Source organism: Streptosporangium sp. NPDC023963 (genome assembly GCF_040639135.1).
Taxonomy (GTDB): Bacteria; Actinomycetota; Actinomycetes; order Streptosporangiales; family Streptosporangiaceae; genus Streptosporangium.
The window spans coordinates 60,313-77,095 of the sequence record NZ_JBEZZK010000014.1 but is presented as its reverse complement, the minus strand read 5'-3'; the positions used below and the strand labels follow the sequence as shown (position 1 = coordinate 77,095).

Genomic DNA, 16,783 nt, shown 5'->3' with positions numbered 1-16,783 from the left:
TCCTGAACAGTCGTCCGTGACGGGGTCACGGAGAATGAGATGTCGATCGTTCGTTGAGTAAGGTCATGCGACGGCGCCGTGGCCGGCGGGCCCCGTACCGTCCGCGCCCCCGCGGCGGCCGGCGCCCGCCACGGCGGGATCCGTCGTCAGGCGGCGGTCATCCCGCCGTCGATCGCGAGCGCGGCTCCGGTGATGAACCCGGCCTCGTCGCTCAGCAGGAACGCCACGAACGCCGCGATCTCCTCCGGCCGGGCGATCCGCCCGAGCGGGTGCATCGCCCTGGCCGCACTCAGGGACTCCTCAGGTGTCGGGCCCAGGTTGGCGCGCAGCAGGGGGGTGTCGACGCCGCCGGTGATCAGGGCATTGATCCGTACGCCGGCCGCGGCCTCGTCGAGCGCCGCCGACCGGGTGAGCCCGACGACGCCGTGCTTGGCGGCGCTGTAGGAGGCCATGCCCGCCGCCCCGACGACGCCGAGGTTGGAGGCGTTGTTCACGATCGCGCCGCCACCGGCGTCCCGCACAGCGGGGATCTGGTGCTTCAGGCCGTAAAAGACGCTGCTGAGGTTGAGCGCCAGGTCGGCCTGCCAGGCGTCGCCGTCGATGCCGGTCACCGGGCCGATCGCGGTGGCGGCGCCGACGTTGTTGAACGCGCCGTCGAGCCGGCCGTACCGGCTCACCGCCTGCCGGACCAGCTCGGCGGCCTCGGCCTCCACCGTCACGTCGGCCGGGACGAAGGTGGCCTCGCCTCCGGCGGCGCGGATGCCGGCCACCAGCGCGTCGCCGGCCTCCTTGCCGCGGGCGGCCAGGACGACCTTCGCGCCCTCGGCGGCGATCCGCTCGGCGGCGGCACGGCCCATGCCGGAGGTGGCGCCGGTGATCAGGATGACCTTCTCTGCGAGGCGTGCGGACATGACCACTCCTTTGTCGGTGAGGTTCGGTGAGTTCGGAAGGTCAGAAGGTGAGCACGAGCCGGCCGCGGACGCCGCCGGCCGCGAGCCGCCGGTGCGCGTCGGCCGCCTCGGCGGCGGGCAGGGTCGCCGCGACGCGCGGGACGAGCACGCCCGCCTCGGCGAGCAGGCGGATCTGGTCCAGCTTGTCCGTCCGCCCCGCGTAGTCGGGGACGAACGTCGTCTGCACCGTGATCGGGCCGTCGCCGTCGAACTCGTGGCCGCCGGGTTCATCGCCGGTGCGGAACCGGGCGTACACGCCGCCGTCACGTACGGCGCCGAGGAGTCGCGGCCCGACCAGCGCCGTGTCGGCGACCGCGTCCACGCCGTCCGGGTACCGGGCCCGGATACGGTCGGCGACGTCGGACCCCCTGGCCACGACCTCGGTCGCGCCGGACAGGCGGACCAGGGCCTCGTCGGCGGGCGCGGCGTCGGCGATCACGGTCAGCCCCGCGTGCGCGGCCATCTGGACCAGGTAGCCGCCGAGTGTCCCGGCGGCCCCGATCACGGCGAGGACGGAGCCGGGCGCGAGCGCCAGCTGGTCGAGTGCCAGCCGCGCGGTGAGCCCGTTCATCGGCAGCGTCGCCGCCGCCGCGTGATCGACGCCCGCCGGTGCGCGGACGACCCAGCCGGCCGGCAGCACCACGTACTCGGCGTAGCCTCCCGCTGCCGGGCCGATCGGCATCACCATCGCCATCACCGGCTCCCCCGGGGACAGCTCGGTCTCCGTCCCCGGGCCGATCTCGTCGATCACGCCGGCGATGTCCATTCCGGTGACGTACGGGGCCGGCACCCCGGCGAACGCCTCCGCGTGCACGCCGGCGCGCAGCAGCGTGTCCGCCGGATTCACCGCGGCCGCGTGCACCCGCACCCGGACCTCACCGGGTCCGGCATGCGGCTCCGGAAGGTCGACGACCCGCAGCACGTCGGGTCCCCCGAACTCGTAAAACCCAATCACTTGCATACCCGCAGCTCCAAGGCAGTTCTCTTTAGATACCAGGTCCGTTGTTCGTACCATTGCATCGAAGTGGAGGAGGCGGCAAGAGAGCACTTCAACGTGCCCAGGTATCCCCGGGAGAACCGTCCAGGACAGAACCAGGTATCTCTCGTATACTGACGACCATGGCGCATCCGACCACCGAGACGGACGACCTCACCCCCGGCCTGTGCGAGCAGGGCCGCGCCCTGATCCGCGACGTGCTCGAGCGGATCGGCGACAAGTGGTCGGTGGTCGTCATCTGCCAGCTGGGCGACACCACCCGGCGGTTCAACGAACTGCGCCGGATGAGCGAGCCCATCACCCAGCGCATGCTCAGCGCGACACTGCGAGGGCTGGAGCGAGACGGCCTGGTGACCCGGACCGTCCACGACACCACCCCGCCGCGCGTCGACTACGCGCTGACCCCGCGCGGGATCGACCTGCTCGAGGTCGTCCGCGGCCTGGCCGGCTGGGCGGAGAGCAACGCCGCCGGCATCCTGGAGTCCAGGACGACCTTCGACGCGCGGTGACCCGGAGGCCCGGCGTGGCCGGCCGGCCGGGCTCACGTCTCCCGCGACCCCCGGCGGCACGATCCGGACCGGCGGCACGATCACCCGCGGTACGGGCGAGGTCGAGCCGTGGCCCGCGCCGGATCGCGAGTTCGTGTTCGTCGCGGAGCGCACGACCTGAACCGGCGGGACGGTTCCGGCTGGTTTCAGGCCGCGGGCAGCCGGTTGACGGGGTGGTCGCCGGTGGCCCAGAGATACTGGACGGCGTAGGCGCGCCAGGGGCGCCAGGCGGCGGCACGGCGGGTGAGCGCCGCGGGGGTGACGGGAAGGCCGAGCCTGCGGGCGGCGACGCGGATCCCCAGGTCGGCGGGTATGAAGGCGTCGGGGTCGCCGAGGGCGCGCATCGCGATGGTCTCGACGGTCCAGGGCCCGAGCCCGGGAAGCGCCGAGAGCTGCGCCCGTGCTCGACACCGGTCGCCTCCGGCGCCGAGATCGATCTCGCCGGCCGCCAGGGCGGCGATCAGGCCGGTGAGCGTCGCGCGGCGCGTCCGGGGAAGGGCGAGCCTCGCAGGATCCAGCGAGGCCAGCGCCTCCGGGGTGGGGAAGAGATGGGTGAGACCTCCCTCGGGGTCCGTGATCGGCTCGCCGTGGGCGGTGACCAGCCGGGCGGCATGGGTGCGGGCGGCGGCGGTGGACACCTGCTGCCCGAGCACCGCGCGTACCGCCAGCTCGGACGCGTCGACGGTACGGGGCACCCGGCGGCCGGGGTGCTCGTCCACGAAGGGTGCGAGCACCGGGTCGGCACGAAGGACGTCTCCGACGGCGACGGGGTCGGCGTCGAGGTCGAGCAGGTTCCGGCACCGGCCGATCGCGGTGGGGAGGTCACGGCGGTCGCTGAGGGTCAGGCGGCAGCCGACGTGGTCGGGCATCGGCCACAGGGTGACGACGCCGTGGCCGTGCGGCAGGCGCAGCGTGCGGCGGTACGCGCCGTCGCGCCACTCCTCCACCCCGGGCACGGAGGTCGCGGCGAGATGCCCGAACAGGTTGCCGGGGCACAGCGGAGCCCGGAACGGCAGCCGCAGCGACACCGTCCCGTGGTCGTCGGCCACCGGCCGTCCGCTGGACGGGGCCGGTATGGGAAAGGCGTAATTCTCACAGTCGAATCTCGCCCGGGAGTGATCCACACAGCCAGACCCCGCCCGGGCGGCACGATCCCCCGACCTGGAGTTCTCGTCATGCATACCTGCAGTGTCCAGGAGAGCGACGACCGTCCTACCCGCACACCCCGCGAAGGGCGCAGACCTTCTCCGCCATCTTCCTCACCTGGCCCGCGATCTTCTCGCTCACTCCCCTGTCGGCGATGTCATGGGTGTAGAGGAAGAGGGCGGCGCCCCGGCGGCCGACGCCCCACAGAGAGCTGGGTTCACGATCACGCTTCCCCTTCCTGGAGGAGTGGCTTCCGACGATCATGGCCTCGTCCCCGGCGCGCAAAGCCCTGCCGACGTGAACACGCCCGGGACGGGCGGCGGTCTCCTGCTTCGCGCACCGTTTCATATCCGTACTCAGCCTGAGGAACGCGGCATGGGCGGATCCCGCGCTCGGGTACAGCGCGAGCTGCTCGCTGTCGTAGGAGGGACCGCTGGTCAGGTGCGTGATCGTTCGCATCGCGACGCGGCCGTCACGGGACTTCCCCTTCGTGCCGCAGGGGTTGAGTTCGAACTGCCGGGTCGTACTGTCGCTGATCTTCCACCACTCCTCGCCCACCGCCACGGGAGGAAGCGGCGCCCTCGCCGTGGGTTCGGTCAGCAGGAACCCTTTGGGAATCCTGGTGGAGCCCACCTCGGCCGCACCGATTTCGCCAAGGATCAAACAGGCACCGGTCCCGCCCAGGAGCAGACAGATCGTCACCATCGTCACCATCACCCGGTTGATCACAGGACACGAGTCTGCGAGCTCCGCGAAGGCCCTGCAACCCGAAAGCACAACATGTTCTGAAATATCGCCTGACGCCTCCGATAAGCGCACAAGAACCTCGGTGATGCCCGCGCGCCGCGTGATCCGAGCGGCTTTCGGGGCAGGACGCAGCCATGCGCGGACGAACGGACTCTCACTACTGGGGTGTGGTACTCGACGCACCCGACGCACAGGAACTCGCGCGGTTCTACGCGCGCCTTCTCGATTGGAAGATCACCAAGGACGAGCCCGGCTGGGCCACGGTCGCACCGGCCGGCGGGGGCACGTACCTGGGTTTCCAGACGTCCAAGGACTACGTACGACCGGTCTGGCCGAACGCCGACGGCTCGCAGCAGATGATGATGCACCTCGACCTGGAGGTCGGTGACCTTTACGGCGCGGTCACCCACGCGATCGAGACGGGCGCGACACTCGCCGCCCACCAGCCGCAGGACGACGTCCGGGTCCTCCTCGACCCCGCGGGGCACCCGTTCTGCCTCTACGTGGACGAGTGACAGAACGCCTGAGGCGTACACGCCGTGCCCGGTGAGCGTCCGGGGCGGCGTGTCAGGCAGCGACCGGCCGGTAGCGGTGCGGAACGTCGCCCGAGTCGAAGGTCCCGGTCCTCAGTGATTTTTGCCGTTCCCCTGGCCGTTGCCCTGGCCGTTCCCTTGGCCGTTGCCGTGCCGCGCCGGCTTGTCCTTGTCCTTGTCCTTGCCGGAGTTGGGATTGGGCTCCTTCGCGGAGGTCCCGGACGTGCCGGTCCCGGGGGATCCGGTGGTCGCCGCCCTGGGGGCGACGTCGGTCCGCCCGCTGCGGCGAGGCGCGGCGGTGGGGTACTCGTCGTCGATCACCTGCCGCGTCTCGGGGGTGCGGGTGGTTTGTGGCGCCGTGACGGGAGCGGTCCCGGAAGGGGCGACCCGCTCCGGCCGGCCGGACTCGCCGTCGCGCCATCCGGCGGTGAGGGCCGCGCCGGCGAGGACGCCGGCGGCCAGAACCGCGACACCCGCCGACAGGCGCCGGCGCCCGATCATCCGCCGGTGTGCCGAGGTGGGCCCGGCCTCCTCACGAAGGTGGTGCGCCGCGAAACCACGACCCGCGTCTTCGTGGAAGTGGTGACCGGTGGAGCGGCGGTCGGCCTCGATGGGCCCGGTGGACCGCTGGTCCGCGGCCGACGCCACGACGCGGGCGGCGAGGAAGGGCGCCGCGGTGACGTCCGCGTCCCGCTCCCACAGCGTGGCCACGTCCTCCAGCTGTTTCCGGGCACGGGCGGCGCCGGTGCGCCGGGCGGGGTCCTTGTCGAGCAGGCCGGCGATGACGGGCGCCAGGGGGCCGGCGTGCCGGAACGGTTCGGGATCGGCCGTCAGCACGGCGGCGAGGGTGGCCAGTGCGGTGCTGCGCCCGAACGCGGAGCGGCCCTCGGCTGCGGCGTACAGGGTGGCCCCGAAGGACCACATGTCGCTTTCCACGCTCGACGCGACGCCACCGGCGCGCTCGGGGGCGATGTAGGCGGGCGTGCCCACGACCATCCCCGTCCTGGTGAGAGACACGTCCTCGTCGACGGCGGCGGCCAGCCCGAAGTCGGTCAGGATGGCGTGCCCGTCCTCGGTGAGCAGGATGTTCGCGGGTTTGACGTCGCGGTGCATGACTCCGGCCGCGTGGGCGGCCTCCAGCGCCGACAGCACGTCCAGCCCGACGCGCGCGAGGGTGGTCGCGGGCATCGGCCCCTCCTCGGCGACCACCTCGGCGAGGTTGCGCGAGCGCACGAGCTGCATCACGATCCACAGGGAGTCGTCGGCCCGTACCACGTCGTACACCGCGGCGATGTTGGGGTGGTGCAGCCGCGCGGCGAGGCGCGCCTCGCGCATGGTGCGTTCCAGCAGGACCTCGCGCTCCGGCCCGGTCAGGTGATCGGGGAGCTCGACCTCCTTGACCGCGACCTCACGGTCGAGGAGGTCGTCATGGGCGCGCCACACCGTCGCCGTGCCGCCTCTGCCCAGTCCGGCCAGGAGACGGTAGCGCCCGGCCAGCAGCCACCCTTCGTAGCGCAAAGAAGACATTGGGCATGCCTACCCGATGATTGAGCCCGTATGTCACTGATATCACTACATCCGATGCCTACCGGTTACCGGATCATCCTCCGGGGGGCGGCCCGCCCCGGCCTCGGCTCTCCCAGACCCAGGCCACGATCTCGACCCGGTTGCGTACGCCGAGCTTGGCCGTGATGCCCGACACATACCCCTTGACCGTGCTCAGCGAGATGAACAGCTCGTCGGCGATCTCCTGGTTGGTGCGTCCCCTGCCGATCGCCTGGACGATCTCGGTCTCCCGCGCGGTCAGGGGCTGTGCCGGTACGCGGGCCCCGGTCCGGGTTCCGCGCTCGGCGAGGTGGCGCAGCAGCCGCAGTGTGATGGACGGTGAGATGAGCGCGTCCCCCGTGTACGCGGCCCGCACGGCCTCGACCAGCAGGCGGGGACCCGCGTCCTTCAGCACGAATCCGGCCGCGCCGCAGCGCAGCGCGCCGTAGACGTACTCGTCCAGGTCGAACGTGGTGACCATGACCACCCTAGGCGGGGCTCCGGCAAGCGCGCGGGCGACCTCGATCCCGTCGAGGCGGGGCATCTGGATGTCCACCAGGCACACGTCCGGGTGTGTCCTGCGGGCCTGTTCGATCGCCTCGACGCCGTCGCCCGCCTCGGCGACCACGGTGATGTCGGGCTGGTCTTCGAGAATGATCCGCAGGCTGGCCCGGACCATCGCCTGGTCGTCGGCCAGAAGCACCCGGATGGTCATCGGCGCCCCCTGACGGGCAGGGTCCGCGCCATCCGGCATCGGAGCTCCGTGACGGGTACAGGCGGTCTCATCGGTGTCCTCCGGTGGGCACAGGCCGTCTCACCGGTGCTCGCCGGTGGGGACGGTGGCGCGGACGGACCAGCCGGAGCCGGGGCGAGGGCCGGCGGTCAGGGTGCCGCCGAGGGCTTCGAGGCGTTCGCGCATCCCGATGAGGCCGTATCCGGCGCGGCGGTAGCGGCGGGCGGGCGACCGAGGGGCGTCGTCCTCGACCTCGACCGTGACGGCCCCCTCGTGCTGGGTGATGCCGATGGTGACCTCGCGGGCGTGCGGGGCGTGCCGGGAGACGTTGGTCAGCGCCTCCCGCACGACCCGGTACACGGTGCTGCTCACCTGGGGCGGCCAGCCGGACGGCTCGGCGTCCAGCCGCAGGTGCGCCCGGCGGCCGTGGCTCTCGAAGTCCTCGATCAGCTCGTCGAGCCGTTCGTGGCCTTCGGCGGCGGGAGCGGCGTCACGCAGGAGGCCGACCACGCGGCGGGTGGCGGCCAGGGCCTCCGAGCCCGCGGTCTCGATGCCGGCGAGAGAGCCGGCCGTCCTCTCCGGGTGCTTGGCGGTGACGAGCTGGGCGGCCTGGGCCTGGAGCACGATGCTGGTGATGTGGTGGGCGACGACGTCGTGCAGCTCCCTGGCCAGATCGAGGCGCTCGGCATGCCGTACCCGCTCGGCGACGGTACGGCGGTGGGCGGCGAGCAGCCGGAGGCCGCCCCCTGCCGCCAGGGCGGTGAGCCAGAGCAGGCCGCTCACCACCGGCACGGCCGAGCCGGGGTTGGCGAGAAGGCCGCCCGCCACCACGGCCAGCCCCGCGGCGGCCACGGCGCAGGCCGTGCGGGCGGGCAGCGTCCTGACCGCGGAGCCGACGAGCACCGCCGCCCCCAGGGACGCGGCGGGGCTGGGTTCGGCGGGCAGGTGGACGAGGCGGGTGACGAGGACGGCGAGCGCGGCCACGGCCAGGCCGGCGACGGCGGTCCACAGCGGGTCGCGGCGGCGCACCAGGGCGAGCGCGCACACCCAGGCGGCGACCGCCGCGCCGAACGGCCAGTACCCGGCGCCCCAGCTGCCGGCGACCTGGTACGCCTGGAAGGCCACGGCCACCGCGAACACGGCGCCGAGCCCGGCGCCGGCCGCCACCCTGAACCGATCGGGAACACCCACGGCCTCCAGGCTAGGGGAGGCGCCCCACCGGCCTGTACCGGCCGAAAGTACTGTTCCCTCCCTGCTTTCCGCCGATGTGGGAGCGGGCCGGGGTCCGCAGGATGAGGTTCCATGCCACATGAAACGCTTCCCCCGTCGCCGGAGGCCACCGGGCCGGGACACCCCACGACGACCTTCTCCGGCCGGCCGCGTGTCGCCGCGCTCGACGTGCTGCGTGGGTTCGCCCTGTGCGGGATCCTGCTGGCCAACGTCAAGCCGATCGCCCACATGATCTACGCCACCGAGGTCACGAGGTCCGTGGTGGTGGAGAGCCAGGACGGCACCTGGCTGGGGTTGGGGCTCTTCGTCGACCAGCGTTTCTTCCCGATCTTCTCCCTGCTGTTCGGCGTCGGTTTCTCGCTGCTGCTGGAGTCCGCGGGACGCCACGCCCCGCGCCCGCGGGTGCTCCTGGCGCGCCGGCTCCTGGTCCTGCTCGCCGTGGGCCTGGCTCACATGTTCCTGCTGTGGCGAGGCGACATCCTGACCGTCTACGCCGTCGTCGGCCTGGTGGTGCTGCTGCCCTCGACCTGGCTGCCGCGCCGGGCCGTCGCGGGGCTCGCCGCCGTCCTCGTCGCGACGCCGCTGATCCTCGACAGCAACGGCGTGCCGCTGGTGCCCGGACTGTTCCTGCTGGGTTCGGCACTCACCCGGTACGGGGTGATCGACCGGATGGAGCGCTCCGTCCGCGTTCCGGCCACGCTGGGCCTGCTCTTCGCGGCGGGGGCGGTGCCCGCCGTGTGGCTGCAGGTCGGAACGCGGCCCGGCGACCCGTACTTCAACTCCTGGTTCGGCCTCGCCGGATCGCTGATGGCGGGCGTCTACGTGTGCGCCCTGTTGCTCCTGCTCAGAACGCCGCTCCGTCCGGCGCTGCAGAGGGTTTTCGCGCCGCTGGGCCGGATGGCGCTGACCAACTACCTGTCCGCCACGGTCCTCGTCCTGGTGGCCGCCCGCCTCGTCGGCGGCCCGCCGGACGGCTGGTCCGAGGCGACGGTGCTCCTGATCGCCGGGGCCGTTCTCGTCCCCCAGTGGCTGGTGTCCACGCTCTGGCTGCGCCGCTACCGCCAGGGCCCGCTGGAATGGCTCTGGCGCTGGGCCACCTGGGCCCGCCGCCCACCTCTGCGCCGTACCCCCTGACCGCCGGGTTCACATCGGGGAGCAGGGAGCGGCGGCCGGGCGGCTCGCCGAGCCCGCGTGCGCCGGACGCGTTCGGTGTTCCGGGACAGCCGGGCCGGCCGGGTCGGAGGAGCCGGAGGGGCCGGCCGGGCCGGAGGAGCCGGAGGGGCCGGACACGGCGAGGTGGCCGCGGCTCAGGTGACCGAGTGGGTGATGGTGGCGGTGTAGGTGCCGACGCGGACGCCGACGGGCAGGGTCACGGTGATCGTCGGGTTCCAGGTGGCGGAGTTCTCGCCCGTGCCCTCGGAGGCGGTGAAGGCGGTGCGCGCGGAGCCGAGGCCGCCTGAGGTGCCGGGGGTGAACTCCGCGACCCCGGCCGTGGCCGTGGCCGCGCCGGGCGCGTAGTCGATGAGGCTTTTCGCGATGGTCTCGGAAGGGGTGGCGCCACCGGTGGTGAAGGTCGTCGAGCTGACGGTCGCGGTCCAGGCGGCGTCGGAGGCGTAGCGGGTGTCGGTCACGGTGACCGCGCCGAGCCGGGCCGAGACCTCGGCGCCCGGTTCCGCGGAACCCAGGTTCGCGTTCTGGGGCGCGCTGATGGACAGGGTGCCGGTGGGGCGGGTGATGGTGTCGCTGTCGAGGGTGACGGTGCCGTCGCGGGCCAGGAAACGCCCGTCGACGACCATGCCGGCGCCGGCGGTGATCGAGGCCAGCGCGAGGACGGTGCCGGAAAGGGTGGAGGCGGCTCCCAGCGTGGCGGAGGTGCCGACCTGCCAGAAGACGTTGCGCGCCTGGGCGCCGCCGGTGAGGGTCACCGTGCTGGCGCCCGCGGTCAGCAGGGTGGAGACGGCCTGGAAGATGAAGATCGCGTCCGGGTCCCCCTGGGCGTCCAGGGTGAGGTCGCCGGTGTTACTGAAGGTGCCGGAGAGCGAGCTGTAGACCCCCGGCGTCAGCGTGGTGGCGCCGAGGTCGGTGGGCACGGTGGCGGTGGGAGTGCGGGAGGCGACGTCGTTGTAGGCGAGGGCGAAGTCACTCTGAGCCTGGACGGCGGCGGCGTCGTTCACGTGGATCGTCCCTGTCACGTCCCCGGGCGGGAAACCGGACACCGTCATGCCCGGGGTGACCCCGAGGTCACCGGTGATGATGCTGGCACCGGTGTTGACCACGGAGTCGCCGGCCAGGACGGCGAAACTCCCGGCCGCGCCGAGAAACACCGGCGGATCCGCCGCGCTCGCGCCGGACAGCCCGGCCGGGAGCACGATCAGGAGAACGGCCAGGAGGCAGGCCAGGAGCACGCTCACGGCGGGAGACGACGCCGGACCCGCCACCGTGGGCCCTGCCGGCCGGTATCTTCCGGCGTGGCGCGGCCCGGCCCAGATGAGGCTCCTCATACGTCCCTCTCCTCTACCTCCGAGGTCACGGCGGCTCAGGGTCTCGACTCGTGAGAGCCGTCCGGTGAACCGTGCCGCCGCGGATCGGCCACGCCCCGCTGCGCTGCCACGACCGGGCGTGCCGTCGACGGTCGTCACCGGATCGGGGATCCAGGCCGAGGGCCGAGACGGCACAGGGGCGCGACCGGGTGCGTACCGGCCGCCCTCTCCCCTGTCACGCGCGACGGCACCTCTGCCCGTCGCGGCCCGCGCCCCGTCCGAAGACCGTCTCGCAGTCACGCGCCGCCCGAATGACGATCTCGCTGTAGCCGAGAATAGAGGGTCCTCGCGGTAATGGCCGTGAAACCACCGGCGTGTCGCTGACCTGCGAACAGGTCACTGGCGGACGGTCGAACCCCGGCGCTCCTTGCGGATGTGCAACTGCGCGGGCACCCGGGTGCGCAGCTCGGCGACGTGGCTGACGATGCCGACCGCCCGGCCGCCGTCGCGCAGGCCGTCGAGGATGTCGAGCACCCCGTCGAGGGTGTCCTCGTCCAGGGTGCCGAAGCCCTCGTCGACGAAGAGCGTGCCGATGTCCGCTCCCCCGGCCTCGGCGGTGACCACGTCGGCCAGGCCGAGGGCGAGGGCGAGGGAGGTGATGAAGCTCTCGCCGCCGGAGAGGGTCGCCGGGTCACGGCCCACGCCGGTCCAGCTGTCCAGGATGTGCAGGCCGAGCCCGCCGCCGGACCTGCTCCGGTCTCCGGCGGAGCGGTCGCGGTTGTGCTCCAGGAGATAGCGCCCGCCCGACATGTGGTCGAGCCGCTCGTTGGCCGACTCGACCACCTGGCCGAGGCGCTCGCCGAGCACGTAGGACGACAGCCGCATCTTCCACCGGTTGTCGGTGGAGTTGCCGCCGGTCAGGGTGGCGAGCCGTTCGGTCAGCCGGTGCCGCTCGTCGGCGGGCTCCCAACGTCGCAGGCAGGCGGCCAGCTCGGTGCGGAGCGCGGCCAGCCGGGCCAGGCGGGCCTCGCCCCGGTCACGCTCGGACAGCAGGCGGGCGTGGGCGGCGTCGGCCGCGTCCCGAGCCTCGCGCAGCCCCGCGAGGTCGGGTTCCGGCTCGGCCGCGGCGGCGACCAGCTCGGGGTCGGCGAGCATCGCGGCGACCGCGGCGCCCTCCTGGGCGAGCTCGCGGAGCCGGGCGGTCTTCTCCTCCCGTTCGGCGGGGGAGCGGACGGCGGCACGGGCGTCGTCGAGCCCGAGGAAGCCCGCCTCGACGACGGCGCCCAGCGCCCGGTCGCGGGCCGTCACGAGCTCGGCGGCGGTGACCCGCTCGTCCCTGACCGCCTCGACGGCCTCCCGCAGCAGCTCCGCCTCGTCGGCCAGCCGATCCAGCCTGGCGGCCAGTGTCGGGTCCTGGCCGCGTGCCTCGTCGAGGCGCGCGGCCAGCCGCTCGGCGTCGGCACCGAGCCTTTCGGCGTTCGTACGGCGGGAGGCGAGCCCGACGGCGAGCTCGCGCGAGCGCTCCCCGAGCCGCTCGGACTCGGCGGCGATCCGTCCGGCCTCGGCCGCCAGCACCGGCTCGGCCCCCGCCGACTCGCGGAGCGCGGCCAGTGCCCGCTCCGCCTCGGTGAGCTCGCCCGCGGCGTCCCGTACGGCCAGGTCGGTCCGGTCTCGCGCCTCGCGGTGGGCCGCGGCGGCCTCGATGGCGCGGGTCGCGGCGGCGAGCGCGGCGGACAGGAGCGCGACCTCCCGTGCCAGGCGCTCGCGGCGGGCCCGCACCGAGGGGTCGGCGCCCCGGGCGCCGTCCAGGCGGGCGGTGAGGCGCTCGCGCTCGGCCTGCCAGCCCGTACGGCGGGCGTGACCCTCGGCGAGCCGCCGGGCGATCTCCGCCGCCCGGGTCCTCGCGCCGTCCAGCTCGGCGGCGATCCGCTCCACCTCGGCGGCGATGGCCTCCTCGGAGCTCGCGGCGGAGGTCAGCGCCTCCAGCTTCCGGCCCGTCTCGGCGAGGATCTCCCCCGCCTCCTCCCCGGTCACCTCTCCCGCGACGGCGAGTGCCTCGTCGAGGCGGGAGACCAGCGTCGTGACGGTGTTCCCCGCGGCCTGGCGCCGTTCCATGGCTGCCTCGTAGGCGCCCTGGGCGGTGCGCTCGTCGTCGGCGGTGGGCGCCTGGTCGGCCGGGGCGGCGGGGGCGGGGTGGTCGGGTGAGCCGCAGACCGCGCAGGGGTGACCGGGGGTGAGCTTGGCGGCGAGTTCCGCGGCCATGCCGTCGATCCTGGCCTGCCGGATGTCCAGGTGCCGGTCGCGGAGCGTCTGGGCGAGGTCGGTGGCCTCGGTCTGCGCGGCGCGCGCGGACTCCAGCTCGACGCGGAGTATCTCGCGGCGCCGTGCCGCGGCGAGCACCGCGGCGGCGGTGTCGGCGCTCGCCCGCGCCGCCGGGATCCCCGCCGCGGCGGCCCTGGCCTCACCGAGCCGGGCGGACGCCTCCGCCGACGCGGTGGGCAGCCCCTCCAGGGTCTCGCGGACCTCGGCCTCCTGCCGGACCACCGCCGGGAGCTCAGCGTCGAGCGCGGCGATCAGCCCGTCGAGCTCGGCCAGCCGGGCCTCCTCGACCCGCAGCCCCTCCAGCCCGGCCAGCTCCCGCCCGCGCTCCCTCTCCCGGGCGGTGAGGGTCTCGCGGACCTCCCCGGGGTCGGAGGTCTCGCGGACCTCGTCGGAGTCGGGGGTCTCGCGGACCTCGTCGGAGTCGGAGGTCTCGCGGACCTCGTCGGAGTCGGAGGTCTCGCGGACCTCGTCGGAGTCGGGGGTCTCGCGGACCTCGTCGGGGTCGGGGGTCGCGTCGGGGGCGGAGGTCTCGCGCACCTCCGGAGGTAGGGCGGCCAGCCTGGCGGCGAGGTCGGCGCGGGCGGCGGACAGGTCGGCGGCGAGGCGGTCGCGGTGCTCGGCCGCCCGGAGACGGGTGACGGCGCCCTCCACCGCCGACTCGGCGGCGGGGAGGCGGGCCGCGTCCAGGCGGGCGGCGGTGAGACGTTCGTCCAGCTCCCGGCGGAGACCGGGGAGGGCCTCCAGGCGGGCGTCGGCCTCTGCCTGCGCGGCGGTCAGCTCGACGATCTCGCGAGCGGTCCTTTCCCGCTCCCGGACGATTCCCGCCAGGCGTGACTCCTCCGCGCGCAGCTCGCCCAGGCGGGTGATCTCACTCTGGCGGTCGCGCTCCAGCGCGGCCAGGTGGCCGAGTACGGCGTGGCGGCGGTCCGCACCGGTATCCGTGGGGTCACGGACATCCTCGTGGGCGCCGGCACCCGCAGGGTCACGGGCGTCGTCATAAGGGTTGTCACCCGCAGGGTCACGGACACCGTCATATGCGCCGGCACCCGTGTGGTCACGGGTGTCGTCGCCGTGGGCCGTGCCTGCCGTACCGGTGCCGGTGTGGGCGGTGCCGGTGTGGCCGCGGACGGCGTCCCACCGGCCGAGGGGGGCACCGAGGAGAGGGAGGGCGCGGGCGACGGCGTCGGCGGCCAGCTGGTGGGCCTTGGACGCGGCCTCGGCGCGCTGCTCGGCACCCTGGATCAGCGGCAGCACCCGGTCGGCGGCCGCCGCCTCCTCCAGGATGGTCTCCAGGTCGGCCCGCTCCTCGGCCGTCTCCTCCAGCGCCCGGCTCCTGGTCAGCGCCTCGGCGTGACGCCGTCGCCGGTCGGCCAGCGCCGCGCCGCGTTCCAGGCTCTCGCGCGCCCGCCGTACGGCGGCCTCGCCCTCGGCTCCCTGCCCGTCCAGCCGCGCGGCCTCCAGGCGCGCGAGGTTCTCAAGCGCGTGGGCCCACCCCAGCGGGTCGTCCTCCACGGACCGCGCGGACTCCACGGACTGTGCGGACTCCGTGGACTGTGCGGACTCCGTGGGCTCCACGATCTTCACGGACTCTCCCGGCTCCGTGACCTCCGTGGGGACCCGCGGCTCGGGGAGAACGGCCAGCGCGGTCAGGAGGGCCGGGCCCGCGGCCTCCTCCAGGCGCTTGACGGCGAAGTCGACCTCCTTGCGCAGGGTCTGCTGCTCGCGGTACGCCTCGGTGCGCTGCTCGGCGAGCCAGGACTCGGCGGTGGCGTAGACCTTCACCGAGAACAGGCGCTCCAGGACCTTGCGGCGGTCCTCACCGTCGGCGCGCAGGAACTTGGCGAAGTCCCCCTGGGGCAGCATCGCGACCTGGAGGAACTGCTCGGCGTTCATGCCGAGCAGGGTGCCGACGAACTCCCCCGCCTCGTCGACCCTGGTCGTCAGCCCCACCCATTCCCCGGAGGGCGCGAGCTCCTGGAGCAGGGCCTTCTCGTTCTCCCTGGTCGTGCCGGTGCCCCTGAGCTTGGGGCGCTGCCAGGCCGGCGACCGGGTGATCTTCAGCCTGCGGCCCCTGACCGTGACCTCCAGTGCCACGCTGGGCCCCCGGCCCGGGGGCGCGTGGTCGCAGCGCAGGCTCTTGGCGCTGTCGCGCCTGCCGGGCACCCTGCCGTACAGGGCGTAGCAGAGCGCGTCGAGCACGGTGGTCTTGCCCGCGCCGGTGGGGCCGTGGATCAGGAACAGCCCCGCCTCGGCGAGGGCGTCGAAGTCGACCTGCTCCTCACCGGGGAAGGAGCCGAAAGCGGTGATCCACAGACGGTGCGGGCGCATCTACGCCTTCGCCTCCTTCATGCGGGAGAACTCCACGGCCTCCCGCAGCAGCCGGGTCTCGGCGGGGTCGGCGGCCTCGCCGCGCACCTCGCGGACGAAGTCGAGGGCGACGTCGATCTCGGGGCGCCCGGCCGCCCTGGCGCGGGTCACGGTCTCGTGGACCCCGCCCTCGGGTTCGAAGGACAGGGCGAGCGTGTGCGGGAAGCGGGACCGGAGCCGCTCCATCGCGCCCTTGGGCCGGATCCGGTCGACGAGCGTCACCTGGAGCCAGTGGTCCTCGTGACGGGCGTGCTCGGGCGCGGCCAGCAGCTCGTCGATGCGTCCGGTGAGGCGGCTGACCGGCCTGGGCACCGGGGCCTCGACGAACTCGGCGCCCTCGTAGCCGCCGGGGCCGATGTCGACCACCCAGGAGCCCTTCGTCTGGCCGGCCTCGGAGAAGGAGTAGGCGATCGGGGAGCCGGAGTAGCGGGCGGTCTCGCTCATCCGCTGGCGGCCGTGCAGGTGGCCGAGCGCCACGTAGTCGACGCCGTCGAAGGCGCGCACCGGGACGTGCGCGACGCCTCCCACGCTGATGTCGCGCTCGCTGTCGCTGCCCTGCCCCCCGGTCACGAACGCGTGGGCGAGGACCACCGACCGGGGGCCGCGCCGCCCGAGGTCGGCGCGGACCAGGGACATCGCGTGCTCGATCGCGGCGGTGTGGGTGCGCTCGGACAGCTCCCAGGGGACGCGTACCAGCTCGGGCTCCAGGTAGGGGATGCCGTAGAAGGCGACGTCGCCGACGACGACCGGCTCGCCGACCCGCTCCGGGTCGGTGCGCAGGTGGACGCCCGCCGCGTCGATGAGGTCGGCGCCGAAGCCGAGGCGGCGGGCCGAGTCGTGGTTGCCGCTGATCAGCACGGTGCGCACCCGGGCGTCGACGAGCCGGCGCAGCGCCTGGTTGCACAGGTCGACCGCGTCGACCGAGGGCAGCGCCCGGTCGTAGACGTCACCGGAGACCACGACCACGTCGATCCGCTCCGACCTGACCGTCTCGATCAGGTGGTCGACGAAGACGCCCTGGGCGGCCAGGAGACTCTCCCGGTGGAACGAGCGGCCCAGGTGCCAGTCCGATGTGTGCAACACCCGCATGTCGCACGAAGCTAACAGGACTCAGCGACAAATGTGGCCACTCGCGTCACGCGAATCCCCCACTCTGGTGGGGACTTCCGGTGGTGAGTACGCTTG

13 protein-coding genes are annotated in these 16,783 nt (G+C 73.8%); 3 read left to right on the top strand and 10 right to left on the bottom strand.

The window, feature by feature from the left end; all coding sequences use genetic code 11:
- Positions 1 to 146: 146 nt before the first annotated feature.
- Together AB0F88_RS32600 and AB0F88_RS32595 are read right to left on the bottom strand one after the other, a co-directional pair.
- Positions 147 to 911 carry an SDR family oxidoreductase gene (locus AB0F88_RS32600; RefSeq protein WP_362692898.1) on the bottom strand — a complete coding sequence of 255 codons (765 nt, stop codon included), beginning with the start codon at positions 909 to 911 and terminating at the stop codon, positions 147 to 149.
- A 40-nt stretch (positions 912 to 951) separates the two neighbouring features.
- Positions 952 to 1,911 (bottom strand): NADP-dependent oxidoreductase, encoded by a 960-nt coding sequence (locus tag AB0F88_RS32595; RefSeq protein WP_362692895.1) that lies wholly within the window; start codon positions 1,909 to 1,911, stop codon positions 952 to 954.
- Positions 1,912 to 2,069: 158 nt separating this feature from the next.
- Here AB0F88_RS32595 and AB0F88_RS32590 point away from each other — a divergent pair, with 158 nt between their 5' ends.
- Positions 2,070 to 2,456 carry a helix-turn-helix domain-containing protein gene (locus AB0F88_RS32590; protein ID WP_362692892.1) on the top strand — a complete coding sequence of 129 codons (387 nt, stop codon included), beginning with the start codon at positions 2,070 to 2,072 and terminating at the stop codon, positions 2,454 to 2,456.
- 185 nt (positions 2,457 to 2,641) lie between these two features.
- On the opposite strand, the gene AB0F88_RS32585 is transcribed toward AB0F88_RS32590, so the two are convergent.
- Both AB0F88_RS32585 and AB0F88_RS32580 read right to left on the bottom strand, forming a co-directional pair.
- Positions 2,642 to 3,544 carry an AlkA N-terminal domain-containing protein gene (locus tag AB0F88_RS32585; protein ID WP_362692889.1) on the bottom strand — a complete coding sequence of 301 codons (903 nt, stop codon included), beginning with the start codon at positions 3,542 to 3,544 and terminating at the stop codon, positions 2,642 to 2,644.
- A 163-nt stretch (positions 3,545 to 3,707) separates the two neighbouring features.
- Positions 3,708 to 4,304: a hypothetical protein gene (locus tag AB0F88_RS32580; protein ID WP_362692887.1), complete on the bottom strand. Its 597-nt coding sequence runs from the start codon at positions 4,302 to 4,304 to the stop codon at positions 3,708 to 3,710.
- Positions 4,305 to 4,522: 218 nt separating this feature from the next.
- Here AB0F88_RS32580 and AB0F88_RS32575 point away from each other — a divergent pair, with 218 nt between their 5' ends.
- Positions 4,523 to 4,903 (top strand): VOC family protein, encoded by a 381-nt coding sequence (locus tag AB0F88_RS32575; protein WP_362692884.1) that lies wholly within the window; start codon positions 4,523 to 4,525, stop codon positions 4,901 to 4,903.
- A 111-nt stretch (positions 4,904 to 5,014) separates the two neighbouring features.
- Here the strand turns inward: AB0F88_RS32575 and AB0F88_RS32570 are convergent, their stop codons facing one another.
- From AB0F88_RS32570 to AB0F88_RS32560, 3 genes are all read right to left on the bottom strand, one after another.
- Positions 5,015 to 6,448: a serine/threonine-protein kinase gene (locus tag AB0F88_RS32570; RefSeq protein WP_362692882.1), complete on the bottom strand. Its 1,434-nt coding sequence runs from the start codon at positions 6,446 to 6,448 to the stop codon at positions 5,015 to 5,017.
- A gap of 73 nt (positions 6,449 to 6,521) precedes the next feature.
- Positions 6,522 to 7,181 carry a response regulator transcription factor gene (locus AB0F88_RS32565; RefSeq protein WP_362692879.1) on the bottom strand — a complete coding sequence of 220 codons (660 nt, stop codon included), beginning with the start codon at positions 7,179 to 7,181 and terminating at the stop codon, positions 6,522 to 6,524.
- A 99-nt stretch (positions 7,182 to 7,280) separates the two neighbouring features.
- Positions 7,281 to 8,390, bottom strand: a complete 1,110-nt coding sequence (locus AB0F88_RS32560; RefSeq protein WP_362692876.1) for a sensor histidine kinase — start codon at positions 8,388 to 8,390, stop codon at positions 7,281 to 7,283.
- A 111-nt stretch (positions 8,391 to 8,501) separates the two neighbouring features.
- Here AB0F88_RS32560 and AB0F88_RS32555 point away from each other — a divergent pair, with 111 nt between their 5' ends.
- Complete coding sequence (locus AB0F88_RS32555; protein ID WP_362692873.1) at positions 8,502 to 9,563, top strand: DUF418 domain-containing protein; 1,062 nt, start codon at positions 8,502 to 8,504, stop codon at positions 9,561 to 9,563.
- A 173-nt stretch (positions 9,564 to 9,736) separates the two neighbouring features.
- Here AB0F88_RS32555 and AB0F88_RS32550 read toward each other — a convergent pair whose 3' ends face one another.
- The 3 genes from AB0F88_RS32550 to AB0F88_RS32540 all read right to left on the bottom strand — a co-directional run bounded on the left by AB0F88_RS32550 (position 9,737) and on the right by AB0F88_RS32540 (position 16,687).
- Positions 9,737 to 10,840 (bottom strand): ice-binding family protein, encoded by a 1,104-nt coding sequence (locus AB0F88_RS32550; protein ID WP_362692870.1) that lies wholly within the window; start codon positions 10,838 to 10,840, stop codon positions 9,737 to 9,739.
- A 465-nt stretch (positions 10,841 to 11,305) separates the two neighbouring features.
- A complete protein-coding gene (locus AB0F88_RS32545) occupies positions 11,306 to 15,559 on the bottom strand; it encodes an AAA family ATPase (RefSeq protein WP_362692867.1) in 4,254 nt (1,417 codons plus the stop codon).
- Positions 15,560 to 16,687, bottom strand: coding sequence for an exonuclease SbcCD subunit D (locus AB0F88_RS32540; protein ID WP_362692864.1), 1,128 nt, complete (start codon positions 16,685 to 16,687; stop codon positions 15,560 to 15,562).
- Between the last annotated feature and the right edge of the window lie 96 nt (positions 16,688 to 16,783).

Coding starts and splice junctions, on each gene's coding strand:
- AB0F88_RS32595 (WP_362692895.1), bottom strand. CDS start 1,911: ATGCAAGTGATTGGGTTTTACGAGTTCGGGGGACCCGACGTGCTGCGG.
- AB0F88_RS32540 (WP_362692864.1), bottom strand. CDS start 16,687: ATGCGGGTGTTGCACACATCGGACTGGCACCTGGGCCGCTCGTTCCAC.
- AB0F88_RS32575 (WP_362692884.1), top strand. CDS start 4,523: ATGCGCGGACGAACGGACTCTCACTACTGGGGTGTGGTACTCGACGCA.
- AB0F88_RS32590 (WP_362692892.1), top strand. CDS start 2,070: ATGGCGCATCCGACCACCGAGACGGACGACCTCACCCCCGGCCTGTGC.
- AB0F88_RS32565 (WP_362692879.1), bottom strand. CDS start 7,181: ATGACCATCCGGGTGCTTCTGGCCGACGACCAGGCGATGGTCCGGGCC.
- AB0F88_RS32600 (WP_362692898.1), bottom strand. CDS start 911: ATGTCCGCACGCCTCGCAGAGAAGGTCATCCTGATCACCGGCGCCACC.
- AB0F88_RS32555 (WP_362692873.1), top strand. CDS start 8,502: ATGCCACATGAAACGCTTCCCCCGTCGCCGGAGGCCACCGGGCCGGGA.
- AB0F88_RS32570 (WP_362692882.1), bottom strand. CDS start 6,448: ATGTCTTCTTTGCGCTACGAAGGGTGGCTGCTGGCCGGGCGCTACCGT.
- AB0F88_RS32545 (WP_362692867.1), bottom strand. CDS start 15,559: ATGCGCCCGCACCGTCTGTGGATCACCGCTTTCGGCTCCTTCCCCGGT.